The organism is Streptomyces sp. NPDC041784 (assembly GCF_055591025.1).
Map to the genome: position 1 here is coordinate 300,186 of NZ_JBVJAB010000006.1, position 21,487 is coordinate 321,672.

Annotated in this window: 20 protein-coding genes and 1 tRNA gene; 7 read left to right on the forward strand and 14 right to left on the reverse strand. The window is 72.1% G+C overall.

The window, feature by feature from the left end; translation table 11 throughout:
- The first annotated feature begins 74 nt into the window (after nucleotides 1–74).
- Both ACZ6D7_RS15805 and ACZ6D7_RS15810 read left to right on the forward strand, forming a co-directional pair.
- Complete coding sequence (locus tag ACZ6D7_RS15805; RefSeq protein ID WP_469490343.1) at nucleotides 75–320, forward strand: SGM_3592 family protein; 246 nt, start codon at nucleotides 75–77, stop codon at nucleotides 318–320.
- A gap of 298 nt (nucleotides 321–618) precedes the next feature.
- Nucleotides 619–705: transfer RNA gene (locus ACZ6D7_RS15810), tRNA-Ser, on the forward strand.
- A 10-nt stretch (nucleotides 706–715) separates the two neighbouring features.
- Here ACZ6D7_RS15810 and ACZ6D7_RS15815 read toward each other — a convergent pair.
- The 10 genes from ACZ6D7_RS15815 to ACZ6D7_RS15860 all read right to left on the reverse strand — a co-directional run bounded on the left by ACZ6D7_RS15815 (nucleotide 716) and on the right by ACZ6D7_RS15860 (nucleotide 11,365).
- Entirely contained in the window at nucleotides 716–1,138 is a 423-nt protein-coding gene (locus ACZ6D7_RS15815) for a hypothetical protein (RefSeq protein ID WP_469490346.1), read from the reverse strand.
- 45 nt (nucleotides 1,139–1,183) lie between these two features.
- A complete protein-coding gene (locus ACZ6D7_RS15820) occupies nucleotides 1,184–2,002 on the reverse strand; it encodes an HAD family hydrolase (RefSeq protein ID WP_469490351.1) in 819 nt (272 codons plus the stop codon).
- Nucleotides 1,999–3,276, reverse strand: a complete 1,278-nt coding sequence (gene serS / locus ACZ6D7_RS15825; protein ID WP_469490354.1) for a serine--tRNA ligase — start codon at nucleotides 3,274–3,276, stop codon at nucleotides 1,999–2,001. The genes ACZ6D7_RS15820 and serS overlap by 4 nt, the downstream gene beginning before the upstream one ends.
- A 584-nt stretch (nucleotides 3,277–3,860) precedes the next feature.
- Complete coding sequence (gene pheA / locus ACZ6D7_RS15830) at nucleotides 3,861–4,793, reverse strand: prephenate dehydratase (protein WP_469490357.1); 933 nt, start codon at nucleotides 4,791–4,793, stop codon at nucleotides 3,861–3,863.
- Nucleotides 4,794–4,901: 108 nt separating this feature from the next.
- Nucleotides 4,902–6,191, reverse strand: a complete 1,290-nt coding sequence (gene efeB / locus ACZ6D7_RS15835; protein ID WP_469490360.1) for an iron uptake transporter deferrochelatase/peroxidase subunit — start codon at nucleotides 6,189–6,191, stop codon at nucleotides 4,902–4,904.
- 8 nt (nucleotides 6,192–6,199) lie between these two features.
- Nucleotides 6,200–8,221, reverse strand: coding sequence for a copper resistance CopC/CopD family protein (locus ACZ6D7_RS15840; RefSeq protein ID WP_469490363.1), 2,022 nt, complete (start codon nucleotides 8,219–8,221; stop codon nucleotides 6,200–6,202).
- Nucleotides 8,222–8,234: 13 nt separating this feature from the next.
- The gene (locus tag ACZ6D7_RS15845) at nucleotides 8,235–8,708 is read right to left on the reverse strand and encodes a copper chaperone PCu(A)C (RefSeq protein WP_469490370.1); all 474 of its coding nucleotides are present in this window, start codon (nucleotides 8,706–8,708) and stop codon (nucleotides 8,235–8,237) included.
- Entirely contained in the window at nucleotides 8,705–9,361 is a 657-nt protein-coding gene (locus tag ACZ6D7_RS15850) for an SCO family protein (protein WP_469490373.1), read from the reverse strand. Before ACZ6D7_RS15850 ends, ACZ6D7_RS15845 begins: the two co-directional genes overlap by 4 nt.
- Before the next feature lie 213 nt (nucleotides 9,362–9,574).
- Nucleotides 9,575–10,324 (reverse strand): YcnI family copper-binding membrane protein, encoded by a 750-nt coding sequence (locus ACZ6D7_RS15855; RefSeq protein ID WP_469490376.1) that lies wholly within the window; start codon nucleotides 10,322–10,324, stop codon nucleotides 9,575–9,577.
- A gap of 159 nt (nucleotides 10,325–10,483) precedes the next feature.
- Nucleotides 10,484–11,365, reverse strand: a complete 882-nt coding sequence (locus ACZ6D7_RS15860; RefSeq protein WP_469490381.1) for a hypothetical protein — start codon at nucleotides 11,363–11,365, stop codon at nucleotides 10,484–10,486.
- Nucleotides 11,366–11,659: 294 nt separating this feature from the next.
- On the opposite strand from ACZ6D7_RS15860, the gene ACZ6D7_RS15865 reads away from it, so the two are divergent.
- The 3 genes from ACZ6D7_RS15865 to ACZ6D7_RS15875 all read left to right on the forward strand — a co-directional run bounded on the left by ACZ6D7_RS15865 (nucleotide 11,660) and on the right by ACZ6D7_RS15875 (nucleotide 14,026).
- A complete protein-coding gene (locus ACZ6D7_RS15865) occupies nucleotides 11,660–12,109 on the forward strand; it encodes an ATP-binding protein (RefSeq protein ID WP_469490384.1) in 450 nt (149 codons plus the stop codon).
- Nucleotides 12,110–12,221: 112 nt separating this feature from the next.
- Entirely contained in the window at nucleotides 12,222–13,151 is a 930-nt protein-coding gene (locus tag ACZ6D7_RS15870; RefSeq protein ID WP_469490387.1) for an intradiol ring-cleavage dioxygenase, read from the forward strand.
- Nucleotides 13,152–13,186: 35 nt separating this feature from the next.
- Nucleotides 13,187–14,026: a triphosphoribosyl-dephospho-CoA synthase gene (locus tag ACZ6D7_RS15875; protein WP_469490390.1), complete on the forward strand. Its 840-nt coding sequence runs from the start codon at nucleotides 13,187–13,189 to the stop codon at nucleotides 14,024–14,026.
- An 84-nt stretch (nucleotides 14,027–14,110) separates the two neighbouring features.
- Here ACZ6D7_RS15875 and ACZ6D7_RS15880 read toward each other — a convergent pair whose 3' ends face one another.
- Together ACZ6D7_RS15880 and ACZ6D7_RS15885 are read right to left on the reverse strand one after the other, a co-directional pair.
- Nucleotides 14,111–15,598 carry an aminopeptidase P family protein gene (locus ACZ6D7_RS15880; RefSeq protein WP_469490396.1) on the reverse strand — a complete coding sequence of 496 codons (1,488 nt, stop codon included), beginning with the start codon at nucleotides 15,596–15,598 and terminating at the stop codon, nucleotides 14,111–14,113.
- A gap of 89 nt (nucleotides 15,599–15,687) precedes the next feature.
- On the reverse strand, nucleotides 15,688–17,205 hold the full coding sequence (locus ACZ6D7_RS15885; RefSeq protein ID WP_469490399.1) for a PP2C family protein-serine/threonine phosphatase: 1,518 nt from the start codon (nucleotides 17,203–17,205) through the stop codon (nucleotides 15,688–15,690).
- Nucleotides 17,206–17,719: 514 nt separating this feature from the next.
- On the opposite strand from ACZ6D7_RS15885, the gene ACZ6D7_RS15890 reads away from it, so the two are divergent.
- Together ACZ6D7_RS15890 and ACZ6D7_RS15895 are read left to right on the forward strand one after the other, a co-directional pair.
- Nucleotides 17,720–18,385 carry a bifunctional DNA primase/polymerase gene (locus ACZ6D7_RS15890; protein WP_469490406.1) on the forward strand — a complete coding sequence of 222 codons (666 nt, stop codon included), beginning with the start codon at nucleotides 17,720–17,722 and terminating at the stop codon, nucleotides 18,383–18,385.
- A 55-nt stretch (nucleotides 18,386–18,440) separates the two neighbouring features.
- Complete coding sequence (locus ACZ6D7_RS15895; RefSeq protein WP_469490409.1) at nucleotides 18,441–19,127, forward strand: hypothetical protein; 687 nt, start codon at nucleotides 18,441–18,443, stop codon at nucleotides 19,125–19,127.
- Between the two features lie 303 nt (nucleotides 19,128–19,430).
- On the opposite strand, the gene ACZ6D7_RS15900 is transcribed toward ACZ6D7_RS15895, so the two are convergent.
- A complete protein-coding gene (locus ACZ6D7_RS15900; RefSeq protein WP_469490413.1) occupies nucleotides 19,431–20,396 on the reverse strand; it encodes a DUF5926 family protein in 966 nt (321 codons plus the stop codon).
- Between the two features lie 380 nt (nucleotides 20,397–20,776).
- Nucleotides 20,777–21,415, reverse strand: a complete 639-nt coding sequence (locus ACZ6D7_RS15905) for an ATP-binding protein (protein ID WP_469490416.1) — start codon at nucleotides 21,413–21,415, stop codon at nucleotides 20,777–20,779.
- Nucleotides 21,416–21,487: the final 72 nt, after the last annotated feature.

Here is a 21,487-nt window from a genome sequence, read left to right on the forward strand (position 1 = left end):
GCCGTCGTTCTTGACGGCGGCTTCACCTCCCTCCGGTCACACTGGGCGAACCGGATCAGGCCAGGAGGACGGGGATGGCGGACGACACTTCGGTCAGCGGCGGTCACGGGCCGTCAGAGGGCGAGGAGATCTGGGACGAGCTGGTCCTGGACGAGGACTTCATACGGGCCGCCGAGACGTCCGAGCCGTCCGCCCGGGCCCGGATGCTCGCCGCCCGCTGGCGCACGCAGGAGCCCGAGCCGCAGCCCTGGCGCTCCGACGAGCCGCCTGCCGGATGGTTCTTCAGCAAGGCCCGCCGCCGCAGGTGGCGGCGCCGCTAGGGCCTGTCCCAGCAGGCTCCGAACACCGCTTGTCGCACGGCCGCTTTATTCGGTGGCGCCCAACTCGTCCCCCGGGCAGAGTGGTTGATGTCCACGACGCCGGACGGACCGTACCGGCGCCACACACTGGGAGAGGAGCGGGGCGATGCCCATGCACGGCAGTACGCCCAGCTCCCGACAGGGCAGCCCGCGGCGGGCTCCGGAGTAGTTACCCCTCCGTGGCGCCCGTTCGCACGGGGAGCTGCCCGGGGCGGCCGCTTCGAGCACGCGATGTCGCTCTCGCGTGGGCCGCCCACCCGGAGGATTGGCCGAGTGGCAAGGCACCGGTTTGCTAAACCGTGGTCGGGGGTCACACCCCGCGCACGTTCGATCCGTGCATCCTCCGCAAGACGTTGTCACCGCGAGGCGGCCGCACCGCCGGCGTCCCGCGCGTCGGCGATCCTGTCCAACTCCCGCATCGCCTCCGCGTGGGCACTCATACGGCGCGAAAGGGTGCCCGTCGTGAACAGGCCCATGCCGATGACCGAGACCGGGACGGACAGGCCGAGGACGGCCAGGGCCTCGGGCCAGTCGCGTTCGTTCGCGCAGTAGTCGCCGCGCCGCACGCCCTCGTTGGCCGTGCCGAGATCCGTGAACAGCCGGGACTCGCACTCGTCCGGATACGGGTCGTCGGCCTTCCTGTCCGCCTCGTACGGCGTCAGCAGCAGGACGGCGCACCAGGCCCACAGCAGCGTGGCCAGGGACAGCAGGCCGATGCCCCAGGCGCGGGTCCGACCGGCGCGGTCGCGGAAGTCGAGGTCGTACTCGCGTGATCGCATGGCCGAGGAATCTAACAGTGGCCCTCGCCCGGGACGCGGGCACCCTCAGCCCAGCAACCGCTCCAGCACCACCGCGATGCCGTCCTCCTCGTTCGAGGACGTCACCTCGTTCGCCACGGTCTTCAGTTCCTCGTGGGCGTTGGCCATGGCCACGCCGTAGGACGACCAGGCGAACATCGGGATGTCGTTCGGCATGTCGCCGAAGGCGATCGTGTCGGCGGCCTTGAGACCCAGGCGGCGGGCCGCCAGGGAGAGCCCCGTGGCCTTGGAGAGGCCCAGCGGAAGCAGCTCCACGATGCCTGCGCCGGCCATCGCGACCGTGACGAAACCGCCCGCGGCGCGGCGGGAGGCTTCGGCCAGCTCGTCGTCCGAGAGGGTCGGATGCTGTATGTAGATCTTGTTCAGCGGGGCGGTCCAGAGGTCGGACGCGTCCGTGAAGGGGGTCGCGGGGAGCTTGCCGGTGACCGCGTAGCCCGGACCCACCAGCACCTCCCCGTCCAGGCCGTCCCGGCTCGCCGCCAGGAAGAGCGGGCCGACCTCCGCCTCGATCTTGGCGAGGGCCACGCCGGCCAGCTGGCGGTCCAGGGTCACCGACGTCAGCAGGCGGTGCTCGCCGGAGTCGTACACCTGGGCGCCCTGGCCGCAGACGGCGAGGCCCTGGTAGCCGAGGTCGTCGAGGATGTGCCGGGTCCAGGGGACCGAGCGGCCGGTGACGACGATGTGCGCGGCGCCCGCCGCGGTGGCGGCGGCGAGCGCGTCACGGGTGCGCCGCGAGACCGACTCGTCGGAACGCAGGAGCGTCCCATCGAGGTCGGTCGCGATCAGCCGGTACGGGAAACCCTCGGCGGAGGAATCGGTGCTCACCTGGCGAGCGGCTCCAGGACCTCCCGGCCGCCGAGGTACGGGCGCAGCACCTCGGGCACGTACACCGAACCGTCGGCCAGCTGGTGGTTCTCCAGGATGGCGACGATGGTGCGCGGGACGGCGCAGAGCGTGCCGTTGAGCGTGGCCAGCGGGCGGACCTGCTTGCCCTCGCGGACCCGGATCGACAGCCGGCGGGACTGGAACTCGGTGCAGTCCGAGGTCGAGGTCAGCTCGCGGTACTTGCCCTGGGTCGGGATCCACGCCTCGCAGTCGAACTTGCGGGAGGCCGAGGCGCCGAGGTCACCGCTGGCGACGTCGATCACGCGGAACGGCAGCTCCAGCGAGGTCAGCCACTGCTTCTCCCACTCCAGCAGGCGCTGGTGCTCGGCCTGGGAGTCCTCGGGGGAGACGTACGAGAACATCTCCACCTTGTCGAACTGGTGGACGCGGAAGATGCCCTTGGTGTCCTTGCCGTGCGAGCCGGCCTCGCGGCGGAAGCACGGGGAGAAACCGGCGTAGCGCAGCGGCAGGCGCTCCGCGTCGATGATCTCGTCCATGTGGTACGCGGCGAGGGGGACCTCGGAGGTGCCGACCAGGTACAGGTCGTCCTTGTCGAGGTGGTAGACGTCCTGCGCGGCCTGGCCGAGGAAGCCGGTGCCGGCCATCGACTGCGGGCGGACCAGCGCCGGGGTCAGCATCGGCGTGAAGCCGGCCGCCGTGGCCTGCGCGATCGCCGCGTTGACCAGAGCCAGCTCCAGCAGGGCGCCGACACCGGTCAGGAAGTAGAAGCGGGAGCCGGAGACCTTCGCGCCGCGCTCGACGTCGATCGCGCCGAGCAGCTGGCCCAGCTCCAGGTGGTCCTTGGGCTCGAAGCCCTCGGCGCCGAAGTCACGGATCGTGCCGTGCGTCTCGAGGGTGACGAAGTCCTCCTCGCCGCCCACGGGCACGTCCGGGTGCACGAGGTTGCCGAGCCGCTGCAGGAGCTCCTGGGTCTCGGCATCGGCCGCGTTGCTGTCGGCGTCCGCCGCCTTGACGTCGGCCTTGAGCTGTTCGGCCCGCTTGAGCAGCTCGGCCTTCTCCTCGGCGGAGGCCTTCGGGATCAGCTTGCCGAGCGACCTCTGCTTGGCGCGCAGCTCGTCGAAGCGGACGCCGGACGACCTGCGCCGCTCGTCGGCAGACAGGAGAGCGTCGACGAGCGCGACGTCCTCTCCACGGGCACGCTGGGAGGCGCGCACACGGTCGGGGTCCTCACGGAGCAGGCGAAGGTCAATCACGCGGTCAAGGCTACCGGTGCGGAGTTGCGGCTCACGACTCACTATTCCGAACCGCGCGCCGTGCGTTCCGAATCGCGGCTTACGTTCCGTCATGAGGGAATTGCCGAGCGTGTCAATAAAACGCGTCTCACTCCCTGGGACGGGGCATGCGTCGGCGCCGGGTTGACCGGATTCCCTTGCGGAGAGCGGGACTTGGTGGCGGGGTTGTCCACAGGGATCCACGCCCGGGAAGAGTTATCCACAGGGTGTGCGAATCATCTGTGGACACTGGAATTGATCATTCCGATGGCTGTCCAGGAGGCGATGAATTCCTTGCTCAAACCCCTCCCGCACCCACTTTCGGGTGCAAAAGGGTCGCCCTAAAGGATTGATCGAAGGAAACAGGTGGACGAGGGGTGACATGCGGGTTGCGAGTCGCCCTGAGGGCTCATAGGCCGATTTGTCGACTGAGTGGTGCTTCGCTGTCGACTTGTCCCCAGGTCGAGAAGCCGCCCTGTGGATAACTTCTGTGGATAACGAAGATATGCAGGTAGGACTGGCTGGAAGCAGGCCGGGGCGGGCCGGAACCCGGCCCGGGACGCGGTCTAGAACCGGCCGTCCTGGCAGCGCGCCACCCAGTCCGCCGCCGCCGTGAACGCCGCGTCCGAGGTCCCGGGAAGGGGAGCGGGGACGTCCGCCGCGGTCGCGTCCGCGCGCGGGTACGAGCCGAGGAAACGCACGTCCCGGCAGATTCGCTTCAGCCCCCTCAACGCGTCCGCCACCCGGCGGTCGGAGATATGGCCCTCGGCGTCGATGCAGAAGCAGTAGTTGCCGATACCGGCGCCGGTCGGGCGGGACTGGAGCACCATCAGGTTGATGCCGCGGGTGGCGAACTCGCCCAGCAGATCACGCAGCCCACCGGGGTGGTCGTCGCGCTGCCACAGCACGACGGACGTCTTGTCCGCGCCGGTCGGCGCCGCGGGCCGGGCCGGCCTGCCCACCAGCACGAACCGGGTCTGGGCGTTCTCGGCGTCGTGGATCCCGGTCTCCAGGGCCGTCAGGCCGTATCGGGCGGCCGCGAACTCGCCCGCGAAGGCGGCGTCGTAGCGGCCCTCCTGGACCAGCCGGGCGGCGTCCGCGTTCGATGCGGCCGACTCCCAGACGGCGTCCGGGAGATTCGCCTTCAGCCAGTTGCGCACCTGCGGCTGGGCGGCCGGATGCGCCGAGACCGTCTTGATGTCCGACAGCGCGGTGCCGGGCCGCACCAGCAGCGCGAAGGTGATCGACAGCAGCACCTCGCGGTAGATCATCAGCGGGGCGCCCGCGACCAGCTCGTCCAGGGTGGTGGTGATACCGCCCTCGACGGAGTTCTCGATCGGCACGAACGCGGCCTCGGCCTCGCCCGTGCGCACCGCGTCCAGAGCCGACTGCACGGAGACGTACGGGATCAGCTGCCGGGTGGCGGTCTCCGGAAGCGTGCGCAGGGCGACCTCCGTGAAGGTGCCCTCAGGGCCGAGATACGCATAGCTCGCTGGCATGACCTCACCCTAATGGCCGTGGTGCAACGGGGCGCAGGCGTCTCATGCGAGCCCCTCGCAGGAATGAATCCGCGTAACCCCGGGCCGGGTGCGGACACCGAGGGCCCCTCACCCCTCCAGCAACGCCTGTCCCACGTACTCCCCCTCCGCTGCCCCGCCCGGCACCGCGAAGAGGCCGCTCGACTCGTGACGGATGTACTGCGACAGGGCGTCGCCGCGGTCCAGCTTGCGCTGCACGGTGACGAAGCCGCGCAACGGGTCCGCCTGCCAGCACACGAAGAGCAGACCGGCGTCCGGGGTGCCGTCCGCGTCGATGCCGTCGTGGTAGGAGAACGGCCGCCGCAGCATGGCGGCGCCGCCGTTCTGGTCGGGGCGGGTGATCCGGGCGTGCGCGTTGAGGGGGACCACCAGGTCGCCGCCCGCGTCCGTCTTCTCCAGGTCCATCTCGGTGGTCTCGTCGCCCCCGGACAGCGGCGCCCCGTCGGCCTTCCGGCGCCCGATGACCTGCTCCTGCGCCGCGAGCGACAGCTTCTCCCAGTCGTCGAGGAGCATGCGGATCCGGCGTACGACGGCGTAGGAGCCGTTCGCCATCCAGGCGGGGTCCTTGGTGCCGGACGCCGGGACGAAGATGCGCCGGTCGAAGTCGGACTCGGCCGGCTTGGGGTTGCGGGTGCCGTCCATCTGGCCCATCAGGTTGCGGGCCGTCATGGGGTGGGCCGTGGCGCCCGGCGTGCGGTTGAAGCCGTTCATCTGCCAGCGGACCTTCGCCGCGCTGCCCGCGTCCTTCTGGATCGCGCGCAGGGCGTGGAAGGCGACCAGCGCGTCGTCGGCGCCGATCTGCACCCACAGGTCGCCGTTGCTGCGCGCCTTGTCGAGGTGGTCGGAGGAGAAGTCCGGCAGCGGGTCCAGGGCGACCGGGCGCTCCTTCTCCAGCCCGGTGCGGGCGAAGAAGCTGTTGCCGAAGCCGAAGGTGACCGTCAGCGAGGACGGACCGGCGTCCCGGGCGATGTCCGTGTCGTCGTTCGGGGCCGCCTCGCCCGCCATCAGCCGGCGGGCCGTCTCCGACCAACGGCGCAGCAGCGCGGCCGCCTCCTTGCGGCCAGCGCCGGCCGCGAGGTCGAAGGCGACGAGATGGCCACGTGCCTGGAGGCCCTGGGTGATGCCGGGCTGATGTTTCACGTGGAACATCACCTCCCCGGCCCCGATCGAGGACAGCGGGGTCGCCTGCGCGGGCGCGGCGGCATAACCGGCCGCCGCCCCCGCCGCCCCGAGGACGAGCCCGGTGGCACCGGCGGTGCCGAGCAGCCTGCGCCGGGTGAGGCCCTCGGCCTCGGGGGAGGGGGCCTGGGCGGGGGTGGCCTCGGGCGTACGGACCTCGGGATGGGACTGGTCGGGCATGGTGCTGGTCAGCCGATCTGCGCGTTCTTGGAGACGGTCACCTGGTCGACGTCGGAGGTCCGCACGGTCACGGCGATCTTCCACTCGCCGGCCATGGGGATCTGCACTCCGGTCGCCGACCAGTGGCCGGTGGTGATGTGGTCGGGAATGACGGGCAGCGGCCCGATGTCCTTGGCTTCGAGGGTGAAAGCGACCTTCACCTCGGGGACGTCGAAGCCGCGGCCGTTGGGCCGGGTCACATAGACATGCATCTCGTTGGCGCCGACCCGTGCGGGGTCGAGGTCGACGCTGACGACGCCCTTGCCGTCGGTGCCCCCGGTGTCGAAGGTCATGTCCAGCGTCAGCGCCCCGGACGCGGAGTCCGCCGAGGAGGACGAGGACGACGACGAGGACGACGACGAGGCCGCGGCGGCCTTGGCGGCGTCCTGCTCGGTACGGCCCGGCTCGGTCGAGGTCAGCGCGGTGGTGACGGCGAGGAGGACGACGGCGACGCCCGCCTCGGCGAGCACCGAGCGGCGCAGCCCGAAGCGGTTCTGGTCGCCGTCCCGCAGCCGCTTCTGCCGCGTCGATTCCACGGCGGCCCGCTGCCGGGCGAGCTGGGCGGCCCGCTCGGTGTCCTGCTTCCCGCCCGCCTCGGTGCTCCCGTCCGCCTCCGTACCCCCGGTGGCGTCGGTGCTTTCGGAGGCGTCGGTGCTCGCGGCGGCCGCCTTGGTGCTCTTGGCACCGCCCTCGCCGGTTCCGGCCGACGCCGTGACGTGCTCCTTCTCGGGCGCGGAGGACCGTACCGCCGCCTTCACCGTCGTATCCGCCAGGTGCGAGGTCCACCGGCGGGAGATCCACGCGATGCCCACGAGCAGGGCCACCAGGCCGATCTTCCCGAGGAGGAGCTGCCCGTAGCGGGTGTCGGTGAAGGCGGACCAGGAGCCGAGCTGACGCCAGGACTGGTAGATGCCGGTCGCGACCAGGGTGAGCACACTGCCGAAGGCGACCTGCGAGAAGCGGTGGACGGCGGCCGCCTCGACGGGCCGGTCCGCGGGTGCCCGGTAGAGGGCGACCAGCAGCGCGGTGAGCCCGCCCAGCCAGGTGCCGACGGCCAGCAGATGGAGCACGTCGACCGGCATGGCGATGCCCGGCTGGATGCCCGTGGAGGCGTGCTCGGCCATGGCCCAGCTGGCGGCGAGCCCGGCGGCCACCACGGTCCCGCCGATGGCGAGCCCGAAGGTCAGGTCCCGCTTCTCCTCGGCTTCCCGCTTGTCATAGGCGCCGAAGAGCACGGCGATGAACAGGGCGGCCGCGGCGAGCAGCATCAGCCGGGAGACCAGGGCCGCGCCCGTCTTGGTCTGCAGGACCTGGCCGAGCAGCTCCAGGTCGAAGACGTCACCGAGCTTCCCGGAGCCCGTGTAGGAGCCGCGCAGGAGCAGCAGGAACAGGGTGGCCGCGGTGATCGCGACCCAGCCGGAGACGACGAGCCGCTGCACCGCCCGCACCCCGGTCCCACGCTGCCAGCAGGCCAGCACGAAGGCGGCCCCGCCGGTCAGCACGATGAACCCGGCGTACGAGACGTACCGGCCGAAGCCGTAGAGCCAGCCGACGACTCCACCGCCGGCCTCCCGGTCGGACACCGAGACGCTGGTCTGGGAGGGCGCGCCGATGGAGAAGGTGTAGGCGCCGGCGACCGGGTGGCTGTCGGCGGACACCACCTGGTAGGTCACGGTGTACGTGCCGTCGGGCAGCCCCGAGTGCAGCCGGACCGCGTACGACGAGCCGCTGGCGTTCGACGGTTTGCCGTCGTCGACCCGGGCGCCCTTGGGGTCGAGGACGCGCAGCGAGTCGTCGTTCATGGAGACGGTCTCGGAGAAGGTCAGCGTCACCTGCGTGGGAGCCTTGTCGACCACCACCCCCTGCGCGGGGTCGCTGCCGGTCAGCGCGGCGTGCGCGGAGGCCGGTCCGGCGCCGGCCAGGAGCGCGCCGGTGACCGCCAGCAACAGCAGCACGAACATCCGGACGCGGGGGGCGATGGTCTGCCTCACGGTGGTCCCTCCCTCAGTGGCCGGTCTTGGGGTTGTACACGGCGGACTCCACCGGGATCTCGACCTTCAGGGGGTCGGACGCGGCGAAGTGCAGTTCGACGGTCACCGTCTCTCCCCGCACAGGCTTGCGCTTCAGCTTCTCGAACATCAGATGGCTTCCACCGCTCTTGAACACGAGTTGACCGTGCGCGGGGACGTCGAGGGAGCCGACCTGCTCCATGGACGAGCCGACGGTCTCGTGGAGGGTGACGCTGCCCGCGGCGGTGCTGGTGACGGACGTCAGCTCGTCCTTCGCCCCGCCCTTGTTGACGATGGTGAGGAAGCCGGCGGCCATGGTGTCGGAGACCGGCTGCGGTATGTAGGCGGAGCGCACGGACAACTCGGCGGTGGAGTCCGCGTCCGAGCCGCAGCCCGCCAGCAGCAGCGCGGTCCCGGTGATCACCGCGGTGGACACGGCGAGAGGCCGCACGGATGCCACGGACCTCACGGGTTCTGCCCCTTGATGATCTTGGGGAGGTCCTCGGTGTACTCGTCGACCGTGGCTTCCTCGTTGTAGAGCAGGTAGCCGCCGTCGGTCTTCGGGGAGAAGGCGATGACCTGGGTGCCGTGGGTGGAGACCAGCTTGCCGTTCTTGTCCTTGTGCGGTGGCTCGACGGAGATGCCGAGGGTCCGCGCGGCGGCCTGGATGGTGTCGAACTCGCCGGTCAGACCGACGACCTCGGGGTCGATGCCCTTGAGCCACTTGCCGAGCGCCGCCGCGGTGTCACGGTCGGGGTCGGTGGTGACGAACACGATCCGCAGCGCGTCCTGTTCCGCCTTCGGCAGCTGCTTCTTGGCGACGGCGATGTTGTTCATCGTCAGCGGGCAGACGTCGGGGCAGTTGGTGTAGCCGAAGTAGACCAGCGTGGGGTGGCCCTTGGTCTGCTCGCGGAGGTCGTAGCTCTTGCCCTCGGTGTCGGTGAGCACCAGGTCCGGCTTGGTGAACGGCTGGTCCAGCACGGTCACGTTCGACTGCGAGGACTCGGCGGAGACCGCGGCGACGGGGCTGCCGTCGCTGTCCCCGCCGCCGGTGCCGCAGGCGGAGAGGGTGAGGGTGGCGGCGGCGAGCAGCGCCGCCGCGGCGAACGTCTTCTTGCGCATAGAGAAATGTCCCAGATGTGTGAACTCCGGCGGGCGCCGGGGGTGTACGGACGGGCTGTACGCCCCCGGCGCGCACCGTGGACGGGCTGGCACCGGGCGGTGCCGGTGCCGGTTCCGGCCGCAGGTCGGGCCAGGCCAGGTCGGGCAAGGTCGGGCCAGGTCAGGCCAAGTCGGGCAGGGCCGGGCGAGGTCAGGCTGCCGGGCGAGGCCGGATCAGGCGTCGGTGGTCGCGCGCCGGCGCCCGGCCAGCACGCCGTACGCCACACCCGCGGCGCCGACGACGATGCCGACCACGCCGAGGACCCGGGCGGTGGTGTCGCTGCTGTCGGTCTCGGCGGAGGCCTCGGTCGTCGCGGCGGCCGCCTTCGCGTCGTCGGCGGACTCGTCGGAGGCTTCCTCGGCGCTCGTGCCGTGGTGGCCGTCCTCGGAGGCGGCGGAGAGGGCGAGCACGGGTGCCGGGTTCTCCGGCTCCTCCGCGCCGTCCTCCTGCACCTCGATCCAGCGCACGACCTCGTCGTTGGAGTACGTCTGGATCGCCTTGAAGACGAGTTCGTCGGTGTCCTCCGGGAGCGTGCCGACGGACACCGGGAACTTCTGGAAGAAGCCGGCCTCGATGCCCTTGCCGGTGGCGGTCCAGGTGATCTTGGAGACGGCCTCGGAGATCTGCTTGCCGTGCAGCTCGATCGGCTTGTCGAGGGTGGCCTTGGTGACCTGGATCTTCCAGCCGTTGATCGGCTCCGGCATGGCGGAGGCCAGCGGGTGGTCGGTCGGGAAGGTCACCTCGAGCTTGGTGGTCGAGGCGTTGTCACGCTCGTTGGGGACCTTGAAGTCGACGACCGCGTAACCGCCCTTGGCGGCCGTGCCCTCCGGCTGGACGGAGACGTGCGCGAGGGCGGGCGAGGACACGCCGAGGACGGCGAGACCGGCGACGACGGTGGCGGCGGCGATACGAGAGGCCTTCATGACAGTGAGCACTCCACTCCGAGTGAGGTTTCGACGGTGAGGGGCGTGCGTAGAGAGATGCGCTGAGAGAGCTGAGACAAGCGCAGAAAGACACGCACGCGCGCGTGCCGCACGACAGCGGTCCGCCCCCCCGTGTGGTGGAGTGCCGGTCGTGTCGCGTCAGGCAGCGAGGACGAGAACCCCGGCGGCCGGCGGGCCGCGCCTGATCACCGTGTGCTGGAGTGCGGTGGTAGGCGGCTCGGCCGGTGCGAGCAGCGCGGTGCGCGAAGTGCGCGGACCCGTCGTGGGCGTGACGGGCAGCCCGGCGAGCAGCGCGCGCACCAGTGCGAGCGCCGCGCGCAGGGACCGTACGGACGCCCCCTCGGCCACGCCGTGCGCCGACAGCTCGATCAGCCGCCGCAGGGCCGCGTCACCGCGCCGCAGCAGCCAGCCGGCGGCGAGGGCCGCGAGAAGGTGGCCGAGCAGCATGGGCAGGGACGGCAGCAGCGACATCGTCGAACCGGCGGCGGTGGACAGCGCGTCGGCCGGATGGTGCATGGAGTCCATGCCGCTCATCGCGCCCGGGTCGGTGTCGCCCGGGTAGAGCCGGGCGTCGATCAGGAGCTTCTGGGCCTGTGCGGGGCTGAGCGCCGCCGCCGTGGCCCCGCAGACCAGCCGGGCGGCCCGCGCCACCAGTTCGGCGTCCGTGAGGGCCGTGGTGGTGGACGCGGTGGCGGTGGTCGCGGTGGCCGTAGCGTGCTGCCCGAGCCCGAACAGGGTGTGCAGCGTGCCCTGTCCGACGGCGAGCAGCGCGGCGACGCACGGCAGCGAGCGCTCGCGCCCGGCGAGCGGCGCCACGACCGCGAGGGTGCCCAGGAACCCCGCGCCGAGCGTCCACAGCGGAACGGCGGTGCAGGCGGCCATGGTGTGCCCGGCCGCGGCCAGCACGACACAGACCGCGGCGAACACCGCGGCCCGCAGCAGCCGGGGGCCGGCTCCGGAACGCGCGCCACCGGGGCGCTCGTCTCGGAGGCGCGCCGCGCGCGGGTGGGGGGCAGTCATGGCGGGCTCATCATCGCACTGGGCCGACGACCGCCATACGGCAGGTCCGCAACATTCCGCATGGCTCCAGGGGACTCGCGGGGACTCCCGGGGACTGCCCGAGACCGGACGGATCATCCCATGATCCACTTCTGGGGCGACTGGTACGACTGATACCCCCTGCGCCCCACATACACCGATTCCCGCCTTCGGCGCATCCCCCATATGGGCGGCATCACGTGGAATTCGCGCTTACACCGGTGCCTCAGCGGCAATACGTATCGGTATGTCGAGCCGCAGCCAGGAGGCTGGAGCATGAGCATCTGGTGGTCACTCCATCTGCGGCGCGAAGCCGCGAGTGTTCCGCTCGCCCGCCGTCTGCTCCTCGGCACCATGGAGACGGCCGGCGTCGATCCCGACGTCAGTTACGACCTCTCCGTCGCCCTCAGCGAGGCCTGCGCCAACGCCGTCGAGCACGGCGGGGACACCGGGCGCGGCGGCGGATCGGAGGCGTACCGGGTCACCGCCTACCTCGACGGCGAGAAGTGCCGGATCGAGGTCGCCGACTCGGGCCCCGGGTTCACCGCCGGGCGCCCCAGCCGCTCCGCGGCTCCCGTCCACGCGGAGGAGGGCCGTGGCCTCCACCTCATCCAGGAACTCGCCGACCACGTCCACATCGGCAACAAGCCGGGGCGCGACGGGGCCGTGGTGAGCTTCGACAAGATCCTCAAGTGGCGCAAGGACGCGCCGCTCATGGCCGTCTGACGATCCGTCGGAGCGCCCGGCAGGACAGCGGACTTCAGCTTCCTCAGCACTCACAGGCTCCTCTCAGCGTCTCCCCAGGAGCCTGACGGACGGCGTTCCTAACTTCCTGGTCATGACGGGAAACCACAAAGACACCTCCATCACCCGGCGCCGCGCCCTCGTGGTGACCGGCGGCACGGTCGCGGCCGGCGGACTCGCCGTCGTCGGCTACCAGTCGGCGTTCGCCGACACCACCGTGGGGACCGAGGCGACCGCGACGGCGTCGGCCACCTCGACCAGCGGCGCGTGCATGACGCTGATGTCGAGCGTCACGGAAGGGCCCTACTACCTCGACGGTGCCTTGGTGCGCAAGGACATCACCGAGGGCAAGAGCGGCGTCCCGCTGACCCTGCGTCTCACCGTCGTCGACGCCACCGACGGCTGCACCCCGGTCAAGGGCGCCGCCGTCGAGATCTGGCACTGCGACGCCTGGGGCTACTACTCCGGCTACACCACCGCCAACCCCGGCGGCTCGGCCCCCGCCGAGAGCGAGGACGGCTCCCCCGCGAACGACAGCACCTACCTGCGCGGCTACCAGGTCGCCAACGCCAACGGGGTCGTCAAGTTCGAGACGATCTTCCCCGGCTGGTACACGCCCCGCACCTGCCACATCCACGTCAAGGTGCACACCGGCGGCGAGAAGGAGGACGGCACCTACGAGGGCGGCAAGATCAACTACACCGGCCAGTTCTTCTTCGACGACGCGATCGCCGAGGAGATCTTCACCCTGGAGCCCTACTCCCGGCACTCCGGCAGCTACACCACCCTCGACAACGACATGGTCTACGACGGCGGCGGCGCCTCCAGCGGCCTGCTGACCCTCGAGGCCGTGCACAAGAAGGACCCGTCCAAGGGCTACAAGGGCTTCCTCACCCTGGGCATCGACCCGGACGCGGAGAACACCGGCGCGGGCAGCGGCGGCGGCGAGGGCGGCACGCCCCCGGGCGACGCTCCGACGGGCACCCCGCCGAGCGACGCCCCCACCGCGACGGCGTCCTCCTGAGGCACGGCCATGTGCAGCCGTGAGGAGGCACGGCCATGACGGGCCGTGCGGACGACGTGCTCGCGCAGGCCGCCGTGGCCGCGCTGACCGGTCAGCTGGCCCTGGCTCCCAAGCCGGGCCTGCCCGACCCCCGTGACCTCGCCGCCCGGGTCACCCGCCGCGACCACCGCGGGATGCGCTGGTCGGCGAAGGCGCTCGCCCCCGGCCTCGCGGCGATGGCCGCCGCCGCCCGCCGCACCGGCGAGGCCACGCCCCGGCTCCGGGCCGAGCTGGGCGCGATCGGGCGGTGCACCGAACACTCGGTGGGCCTGGCCGGCGGCGGCCACCGGGGCGCCCTGTGGACGCTCGGCCTGCTGGTCGCGGCCGCCGCCCTCGAACCCCGCGCGCGGGGCGCCGAGGTCGCCGCGACCGCCAAGCGGATCGCCGCGCACCCGGACAAGGGCGCGCCACGGCGGCCCTCCCGCGGTTCGACGGTGTCCGCGAAGTACGGCGCCGCGGGCGCCCGGGGCGAGGCGCGCGCCGGGTTCCCGCACGTACGGCGGGCCCTGGACGCCCTGACCAAGGCACGCTCCGCCGGCGCGGGCGAGGCCGAGGCGAGGCTCGACGCCCTGCTCACCGTGATGTCCACGCTCCAGGACACCGAACTCCTGCACACCGCGGGCCCGCTGGGCCTGCGCCATGTCCAGGCGGGCGCCCGGGGCGTCCTGGACGTGGGAGGGGCGGCCACGCCGGCCGGCCGCGAGGCGCTGGCCGCCTTCGACGCCGATCTCCACGCGCGCGCGTGGAGCCCACGCGGCAGCGCGGGCCTGCTGGCGGGCGCGCTGTTCGTGGACTCCCTGCCCCTGACCCCGCAGGGGGCAGGCATCAGGCAGTAGCCAGAAGGCACCAGGCGTCAGGCACACCAGGCATACGGATGGCCGGGCACCCACCGGTACCCGGCCATCCGTATCAGCCGAATCTCAGGCCTGGAGCGTGGCCATCCACGCCTCGACCTCGTCGGACCGGCGCGGCAGCCCGTCCGAGAGGTTCCGGTTGCCGTCCGCCGTGACGAGGATGTCGTCCTCGATCCGGACGCCGATGCCCCGGTACTCCTCCGGCACGGTCAGGTCGTCGGCCTGGAAGTACAGGCCGGGCTCGACGGTGAGCACCATGCCCGGCTCCAGCGTGCCGTCGACGTACGACTCCACGCGCGCGGCGGCGCAGTCGTGGACGTCCATGCCGAGCATGTGACCGGTGCCGTGCAGCGTCCAGCGGCGCTGGAGACCCAGCTCCAGGACCCGCTCCACCGGCCCCTCGACCAGGCCCCACTCGACGAGCCGCTCGGCCAGCACGCGCTGCGCGGCGTCGTGGAAGTCGCGGTACTTGCCGCCCGGCCGGACAGCCTCGATACCGGCCTCCTGGGCGTCGTACACCGCGTCGTAGATCTTCTTCTGGATCTCGGTGAAGCGGCCGTCGATCGGCAGCGTGCGCGTGACGTCGGCGGTGTAGTACGTGTGCGTCTCGACGCCCGCGTCCAGCAGGAGCAGGTCGCCGGGGCGGACCGGGCCGTCGTTGCGCACCCAGTGCAGCGTGCAGGCGTGCGGGCCGGCGGCGGCGATGGTGCCGTAGCCGACGTCGTTGCCCTCGACCCGCGCGCGCAGGAAGAACGTTCCCTCGATGTAGCGCTCGGAGGTGGCCTGCGCCTTGTCGAGCACCCGGACGACGTCCTCGAAGCCGCGGACCGTGGAGTCGACGGCCTTCTGCAGCTCGCCGATCTCGAAGTCGTCCTTGACCAGCCGGGCCTCGGAGAGGAAGACGCGCAGCTCCTCGTCGCGTTCGCCGGTGACCTTGTCGGTCAGGGCGGCCTCGAGGCCGGCGTCGTGGCCGCGCACGACCCGGACCGGGCCGGTGGCCTCGCGCAGGGCGTCGGCGAGCTTGCGCACGTCGGAGGCGGGGAGGCCGTACAGCTTCTCGGCCTCGGTGAGGGAGTGGCGGCGGCCGACCCACAGCTCGCCCTGGCCGTTGAGCCAGAACTCGCCGTTCTCGCGGTCGGAGCGCGGCAGCAGGTAGATCGTCGCCTCGTGGCCCTCCCCCCGGGGCTCCAGGACCAGGACGCCGTCCTCGGTCTGGTTGCCGGTGAGGTAGGCGTACTCGACGGACGCGCGGAAGGCGTACTCCGTGTCGTTCGAGCGGGTCTTCAGGTTGCCGGCGGGGATCACCAGGCGCTCGCCCGGGAAGCGCGCGGAGAGCGCGGCCCGGCGGGCGGCGGTCTCGGCGGCCTGGGCGATCGGCGCCAGGTCCCGCAGCTCGGTGTCGGCCCAGCCGGACTTCATGTTCTCGGCCAGCTCGTCGGACACGCCCGGGTACAGGCCGTTCTTGCGCTGCTTGATCGGCTCCTCGGCCTCAGCTTCCGGGCCCGCTGCGGGAGCAGCGGAATCGGACGCTGCCGGGGTGAGCTCGTCGGCCACGGTCTTCCTCCTCGATACGGCACTGGACCCCCTCCATCGTACGGTCGTACGTAAGGAGGTCCAGAGGGGAAGGTCCTGTCACCGGCCGGTCACTCGAAACGCGCCGCCAGCAGCACCACGTCCTCCGCGCTGTCCCGGTCGGCCAGGCCGTCCGGCAGGACCGTGCGCAGCACGTGGTCGGCGATCGCGCCGGGGTCGTGCCGCAGCGCCCTCGGCACCCCCGAGGCGGCCGCGTGCAGCCGGGCGAAGGCGCGGTCGGCGGGGTCGCCGGTGCGGTGCAGCAGACCGTCGCTGTAGAGCAGGACCGTCTCGCCGGGCTCGGCCTCCAGCTCCACACTCGGCGCCTCCCAGCAGGCCAGCATGCCCAGCGGCGCGGAGACGGAGGTCTCCACGAACTCCGTGCGCCGCTCGCCGACCAGCAGCGGCGGGCAGTGCCCGGCACCGGCCAGGGTGATCTTGCGCAGGGCGGGCTCGCAGTAGGCGAACAGCGCGGTCGCGGAGCGGGCGGGCTCGGTCAGCCGCAGCAGCAGCTCCAGGTCGGACAGGACGGCGACTGGGTCCTCGCCCTCCATCACGGCGTACGCGCGCAGGGAGGCGCGCAGCCGGCCCATCGCGGCGACGGCACTCGGCCCGGAGCCGGTGACCGACCCGACGGCGAGGCCCAGGGCCGCGTCCGGCAGCGGCAGCGCGTCGTACCAGTCGCCGCCCCCGCGCGGGCCGGTACGGTGCCGGGCCGCGAGCTGGACACCGGCCACCCTCGGCAGCCGGGACGGCAGCAGCTCCTCGGCCATCGTCGCCATGGCCGCGCGCGTGCGCTCGACCTCCAGCAGCCGCGCGAGGTGCTCGGCGGCGTGGCGGACGTACAGGCCCACCAGGTGGCGCCGGCGCTCGGCCGGCTCGGCGGGTTCGTCGTACAGCCACACGGCCGCGCCCAGCCGGCCCTTCGCGCCCTCGGCGACGAGGGGCAGCGCGTAGCTCGCGGCGTAGCCGAGCCGGGCGGCGACCTCGCGGTGACGGGGATCCAGGCCGTCCTCGGCCAGCAGGTCGGGCTCGGCGATCTCGCCCTCGGCGCCGGGCAGGCCGTCGAGGATCCGCCCGAAGGAGAGGGCGCTGCGCGGCACGGTCTCGATGTGGCCGAGGTCCGCGCGGCCCAGGCCCAGGCCGATCGTGGTGTCGGGGCCGAGTCCGTCGGCCGGCTCCAGGGCGACGAGACCGCGCCGGGCGCCCACGAGGGCGGCTCCGGCGCGCAGCAGCTCCTGGAGGGCGTCGGGCAGCGCGTCCGTGCGGGCCAGGCGCTCGGTGAGTTCGTGGAGCGTCGTGAGGTCCGACACCCAGCCGGCCAGCCGGTCCTGGAGCAGCGCTCCGGGGCCGGTGGAGACCGCGGGGACCGATGGGGCGCCCGGGGGCGCGGGCGCGGGCGCGACAGTGTGTGCGGGCGAGGGAACCGTTGAATCGATTCCAGCCACTTTCGGAGGGTGAGGGGCGTTCATGGCATCCGGCTCTCGGACCGGAGCGTATTGCTCAAAAGCATCGCAAACCCCCATGTCAATCTGCGCCGCTAGCAGTGTCTCCACATGTACACGCACTCGTAAGGGGATGTCCAGCATTGTCCTGCCGGGATTGCTGGTGTCCGTGGGGCCTTTGGGGGGAATGAGGCATGCCCTTCCGGCCCCCTTGCGAAATAGCAAAGTTGGCTTAAAACTGACTCGGGTAACGGGTGTTTGCGGTCGACTGGCCTTGCTCCACAGAGCGTCACAGCGGTCGTGATGGGTACGTACTCGGTAAGGACCAGGGGTCGTCGGGGGCCACCCGGAACCTGGTGACCGACCCGGGCGTCCTAACCACCGACGACCGTGCCCCATCCTCCCGTGGCGGAGGCGGAGAGAAATACACGGCACGGCAAAACGCCAGACTTCGCCACCCCACGCCATGCCCATGATTTAGATGGACGCAAGTCGGACGGAGTGGCCGCGGAAGCAGCCGTCGCCCGGCCTCTAGGGGATCCCCCTGTCGCGCACAGGGGTGTGATGCGCCAATAGGTACGCACAGTGAAGTGATCGACACATGGTGTGATGTGGCCCACGGTGTTGCCAGCGGTGCAACGGAAAGGAACGAGCGCTCATGCGCGAGATCCTCGGAAAGCGACGCAGGCTCCTGTCCCAGCGCAGTGACGCGGGGCCTGAGTTGATCGACTCGGCCCTGGCCTTCGCGACGGAATGGCAGTGGCCCGTTCTCCCGGGTGTGACGGCGGACCAGCGGAGCACGTCCCGCTGCGGCTGCCCCGACCCGGAGTGCACGGTGCCCGGCGCTCATCCCTTCGACCCCGGCCTCCTCGCGGCCACCGCCGACCCGCGCATGGTGCGCTGGTGGTGGAGCAACCGACCGACCGCGCCGATCATCCTGGCCACCGGCGGCACGGCCCCGTGCGCGGTCAGCCTCCCCGCCCTCGCCGCGTCCCGCGCGCTCGTGGCGCTGGACCGCAAGGGCATGCGCCTCGGCCCGGTCGTCGCCTCGCCCACCCGCTGGTCGATCCTCGTCCGGCCGTACTCCATGGAGCAGTTGGGCGAACTGCTCTACACCAAGGACTTCGTCCCCGGTTCCCTGCGTTTCCACGGCGAGGGCGGCTACATCGCCCTGCCCCCGTCCGAGACCGGCCGCGGCGACATCCGCTGGGAACGCGCCCCGCTCCCCGGCTCCGCCTCCCCCTGGGTGCCCGACGTCGAGGCCGTGGTGGACGCCGTCGTCGACGCCCTCACTCGTACGGGTGTGAGCGCCCCCGAGTTGTAGGGGTGTCGGGCGCGCGCCGGACGGGACAACCGGGGCCGCCCCTTATCTTCCGCGTATGAACCTTCGTCTCGTTGCCCTCGGCGGCGCGGTGACCTGCGCGCTGGCCTTGCCTCTGGCCATGGCTTCCGCGGGGTCCCCGGGCTCCCTGGGCTCCGTGGGGGACGAAGGGCGGGCTGCCGTGCGATCGGCCGTACGGTCGGGGGCCGCGGCGGGCGTGGCGGGCGGGGCGGGGGTGTCGGGGGGATCGCCGGCGTCGGATGCCGGCGACCTCAAGAATGCCGAGGCCGCGGATGCCGGTGCTGCGGATGCCCGTGCCGCGGATGCCGGTGCCGAGGGCGCGGCCGGCCGTACGGATCCCAAGGCGCCCCCCGTCGAGCCCTCCGGTTCACCGCTGGTGCTCGGCCTCGGGCTGGCCACCGCCGCCCGTTGCGGTCCCGAACTCACTTCCCCCGACGGCGTCGAGGCGCAGACCTGTGTCCTCACCCAGGGTGAGGACACCTGGGCGCGCACCTACTACCGCAACGCCACCGGCCGCGCCCTGAAGGCCGTGCTGAGCCTCATGGGGCCCGAGGGGCGCACGGTGCAGATGCGGTGCGCGGTGGGCGCCGAGGACGAGCCCGACGCCTGCGAGACGCCCCGTGAGCGGACCCGGGGTGCGCTGGACGCCTACTCGGCGGTCACAGAGTTCGCCGGGGCGACGGGCGAGGGGCCGCTGCTGCTGCGTTCGGGCAGCAACTCCTGAGCGGACACCGGCAGTTGACGTCGGCCCGGTGCGGCGGCGAACCGCGAGGCCGGCCGGGCACGGAAAAACCCGGTTGCTGGCGACGGGGGATGCACCAGCAACCGGGCTAATGAAACGGTAACAAGAGATCGGCTCCAAGCAAATTCGATCTCGCGGTTTCATCGGGCTTTCGGACACCCCCTGGTCGGCGGTTTTCGGCGCCGACTCGCCTTGCGGGGGCGGGAGTTGTGAGCGGAGTCACTTCGTCCAAGGGGCCGTGCGGCTGACCGACCGGTCAGCCGGACCCTGTCTCCCGGCTGTGCCTCAGCTGAGCGTCACCTGTCGGTTGGTGAGCCCGCCGCGGGCCCGGCGCTCGTCCGCGGTGAGCGGCGCGTCCGAGGCCAGGGCGGCCGCGAGACGCTCGGCGAACTCGGCCGCCGGCTTCTCCACGTCGTCCGCCGAGACCCCGCTCGGGAGATCCCACACCGGCACCGTGAGGCCGTGCGCCCGGAACGAGCCCACCAGGCGCGTGCCCTCACCGAGGCTGGAACGGCCCGCCGCGTGCAGCCGCGCGAGCGCGTCCAGAAGCCGCTCCTCGGGGTGCGGCATGACCCAGCGCAGGTGGTTCTTGTCGGGCGTCTCGCACCAGTACGCGGCGTCCACCCCGGTCAGCTTCACGGTCGGGATCGCCGCCGCGTTGGCCCGCTCCAGGGAGGCGGCCACGTCCGGAGCGGCGTTCTCCGGGTCCGGGACCCAGAACTCGAAGCCGCTGTGCACAACTGGCTCGAACGCGCCTTCGGCGTCGAGGAGATCCTGCATCCGGGGGCCGTCGGCCGGCGAGCGGCGGGCCTGCACCGGGGTGCCCGGCGTCGCCTCCAGGGCTCGCTGGAGGGTGTCGGCCAGGTCGCGGCTGATGTCGCCGGACGGCGTGTCGTTCTGGAGGCCGAGCAGCACCGAGCCGTCGTCGCGGCGCAGCGCGGGCCATGCCATCGGCAGGACCGTGGCGAGCGTGACCGACGGGACGCCCTCGGGCAGACCGTCCTTCAGCTTCAGCTCGACCGTGGCCGCCGGCACCAGCTCGCGCAGCGCCACCCAGTCGCACTCGCCCGGCAGCCCCTCGAAGGGGCGCTGCACCAGCTCGGTCGCGGCGTGCGCGGCGGCCCGGCCGTGGCAGGCCTTGTAGCGGCGGCCGCTGCCGCACGGGCAGGGCTCCCGGGCGCCGACGACCGGGATCTCTCCGTCGCTGAGCTGCGGCCGGCCGGCCTTCGTCTGGGGTCGCTTCTTGGCCATCTGGGTGTCTCCCGGGTACGGCTCGTCTGGTACGGGCGGGAGCCTAGCCGTTCGCACGCGAAGTCACGGGAACCTGTGGACAACGCACGGGTTGTGGACAACGGGGTTCATCCCTCGGCCGACGTCATTCCTTGGCCGACATTCATCCCTCGCCCGGCGTCCGTGCCTTGGCCGGTGTCTCCATGAGGCCGCCGATGTCCGTGCCTTGGCCGGCGTGCGTGGCTCGGCCGATGTCCGTGCCTTGGCCGGCGTGCGTGGCTCGGCCGATGTCCGTGCCTTGGCCGCCCTCCGTGGCTCGGCCGATGTCCGTGCCTTGGCCGCCCTCCAGGCCCAAGGCCAGGGCCGCCCAAGGCCAGGGCCCAAGGCCCGGACAGGCGGCGCTAGTCCATGTCGTCGAACACGTCCGCGAAGTCCAGCCCCGGGATGGACGACACCGCCGGGGCCGCGACCCGGGAGGCGAAGTCGTCGCGGCGGCAGCCCGCGTCGGGATCGTGGACGTCCGTGTGGACCAGGACCCACACCGTGACCTCGCCGCGGGCGTTGTCGCGTACGCCCCAGTCGTCGGCGAGCGCGGTGATGATGTTCAGCCCGCGGCCGCCGTGCGCGGTGACGGACGGGGTGGCCGGGGCCGGGCGGGTCGGTCCGCCGCCGTCGGTCACCTCGACGACCAGCCGGCCGCCGGGATCCACGCGCCACGCGGCCCGGACGTCACCGTCCCCGGCCAGGGCGTCGCCCAGGGGCCGGCCGTGTTTGCACGCGTTGCTCAGCAGTTCGGAAAGGATCAGTACGGCGTCGTCGATGACCGCCTCCGACACCCCGCCCTCGCGCAGCTGATCGCGCATGCGGTGTCTCGCCTTCCCCACGCCCGCAGGGCCATGGGCTACGGCCATGCTCGACGACGTGGGCACCTCCTGTGCCACCACCAACGCCACCCCCGAGACCTCCTTCGCCCCACGCCACGGTGTGGATGCCCCATTGGCCTGTACCGGAAACCGGCCAATCCAGGTCCGGCGACGCACTCGCAACGATCGAATACGGAGCGAACGCGCCGGAGCACTCCCTGTGAGCGCATGGCTGAATTTCATCGATGT

Bases quoted from the DNA above. Each gene is read 5' to 3' on its own strand.
- ACZ6D7_RS15850 (WP_469490373.1), bottom strand. From the start codon at position 9,361: ATGCGCAAGAAGACGTTCGCCGCGGCGGCGCTGCTCGCCGCCGCCACC.
- ACZ6D7_RS15895 (WP_469490409.1), top strand. From the start codon at position 18,441: ATGAACCTTCGTCTCGTTGCCCTCGGCGGCGCGGTGACCTGCGCGCTG.
- ACZ6D7_RS15860 (WP_469490381.1), bottom strand. From the start codon at position 11,365: ATGACTGCCCCCCACCCGCGCGCGGCGCGCCTCCGAGACGAGCGCCCC.
- ACZ6D7_RS15875 (WP_469490390.1), top strand. From the start codon at position 13,187: ATGACGGGCCGTGCGGACGACGTGCTCGCGCAGGCCGCCGTGGCCGCG.
- ACZ6D7_RS15885 (WP_469490399.1), bottom strand. From the start codon at position 17,205: ATGCTGGACATCCCCTTACGAGTGCGTGTACATGTGGAGACACTGCTA.
- ACZ6D7_RS15815 (WP_469490346.1), bottom strand. From the start codon at position 1,138: ATGCGATCACGCGAGTACGACCTCGACTTCCGCGACCGCGCCGGTCGG.
- ACZ6D7_RS15865 (WP_469490384.1), top strand. From the start codon at position 11,660: ATGAGCATCTGGTGGTCACTCCATCTGCGGCGCGAAGCCGCGAGTGTT.
- ACZ6D7_RS15900 (WP_469490413.1), bottom strand. From the start codon at position 20,396: ATGGCCAAGAAGCGACCCCAGACGAAGGCCGGCCGGCCGCAGCTCAGC.
- ACZ6D7_RS15870 (WP_469490387.1), top strand. From the start codon at position 12,222: ATGACGGGAAACCACAAAGACACCTCCATCACCCGGCGCCGCGCCCTC.
- ACZ6D7_RS15805 (WP_469490343.1), top strand. From the start codon at position 75: ATGGCGGACGACACTTCGGTCAGCGGCGGTCACGGGCCGTCAGAGGGC.
- pheA (WP_469490357.1), bottom strand. From the start codon at position 4,793: ATGCCAGCGAGCTATGCGTATCTCGGCCCTGAGGGCACCTTCACGGAG.
- ACZ6D7_RS15855 (WP_469490376.1), bottom strand. From the start codon at position 10,324: ATGAAGGCCTCTCGTATCGCCGCCGCCACCGTCGTCGCCGGTCTCGCC.
- ACZ6D7_RS15890 (WP_469490406.1), top strand. From the start codon at position 17,720: ATGCGCGAGATCCTCGGAAAGCGACGCAGGCTCCTGTCCCAGCGCAGT.
- efeB (WP_469490360.1), bottom strand. From the start codon at position 6,191: ATGCCCGACCAGTCCCATCCCGAGGTCCGTACGCCCGAGGCCACCCCC.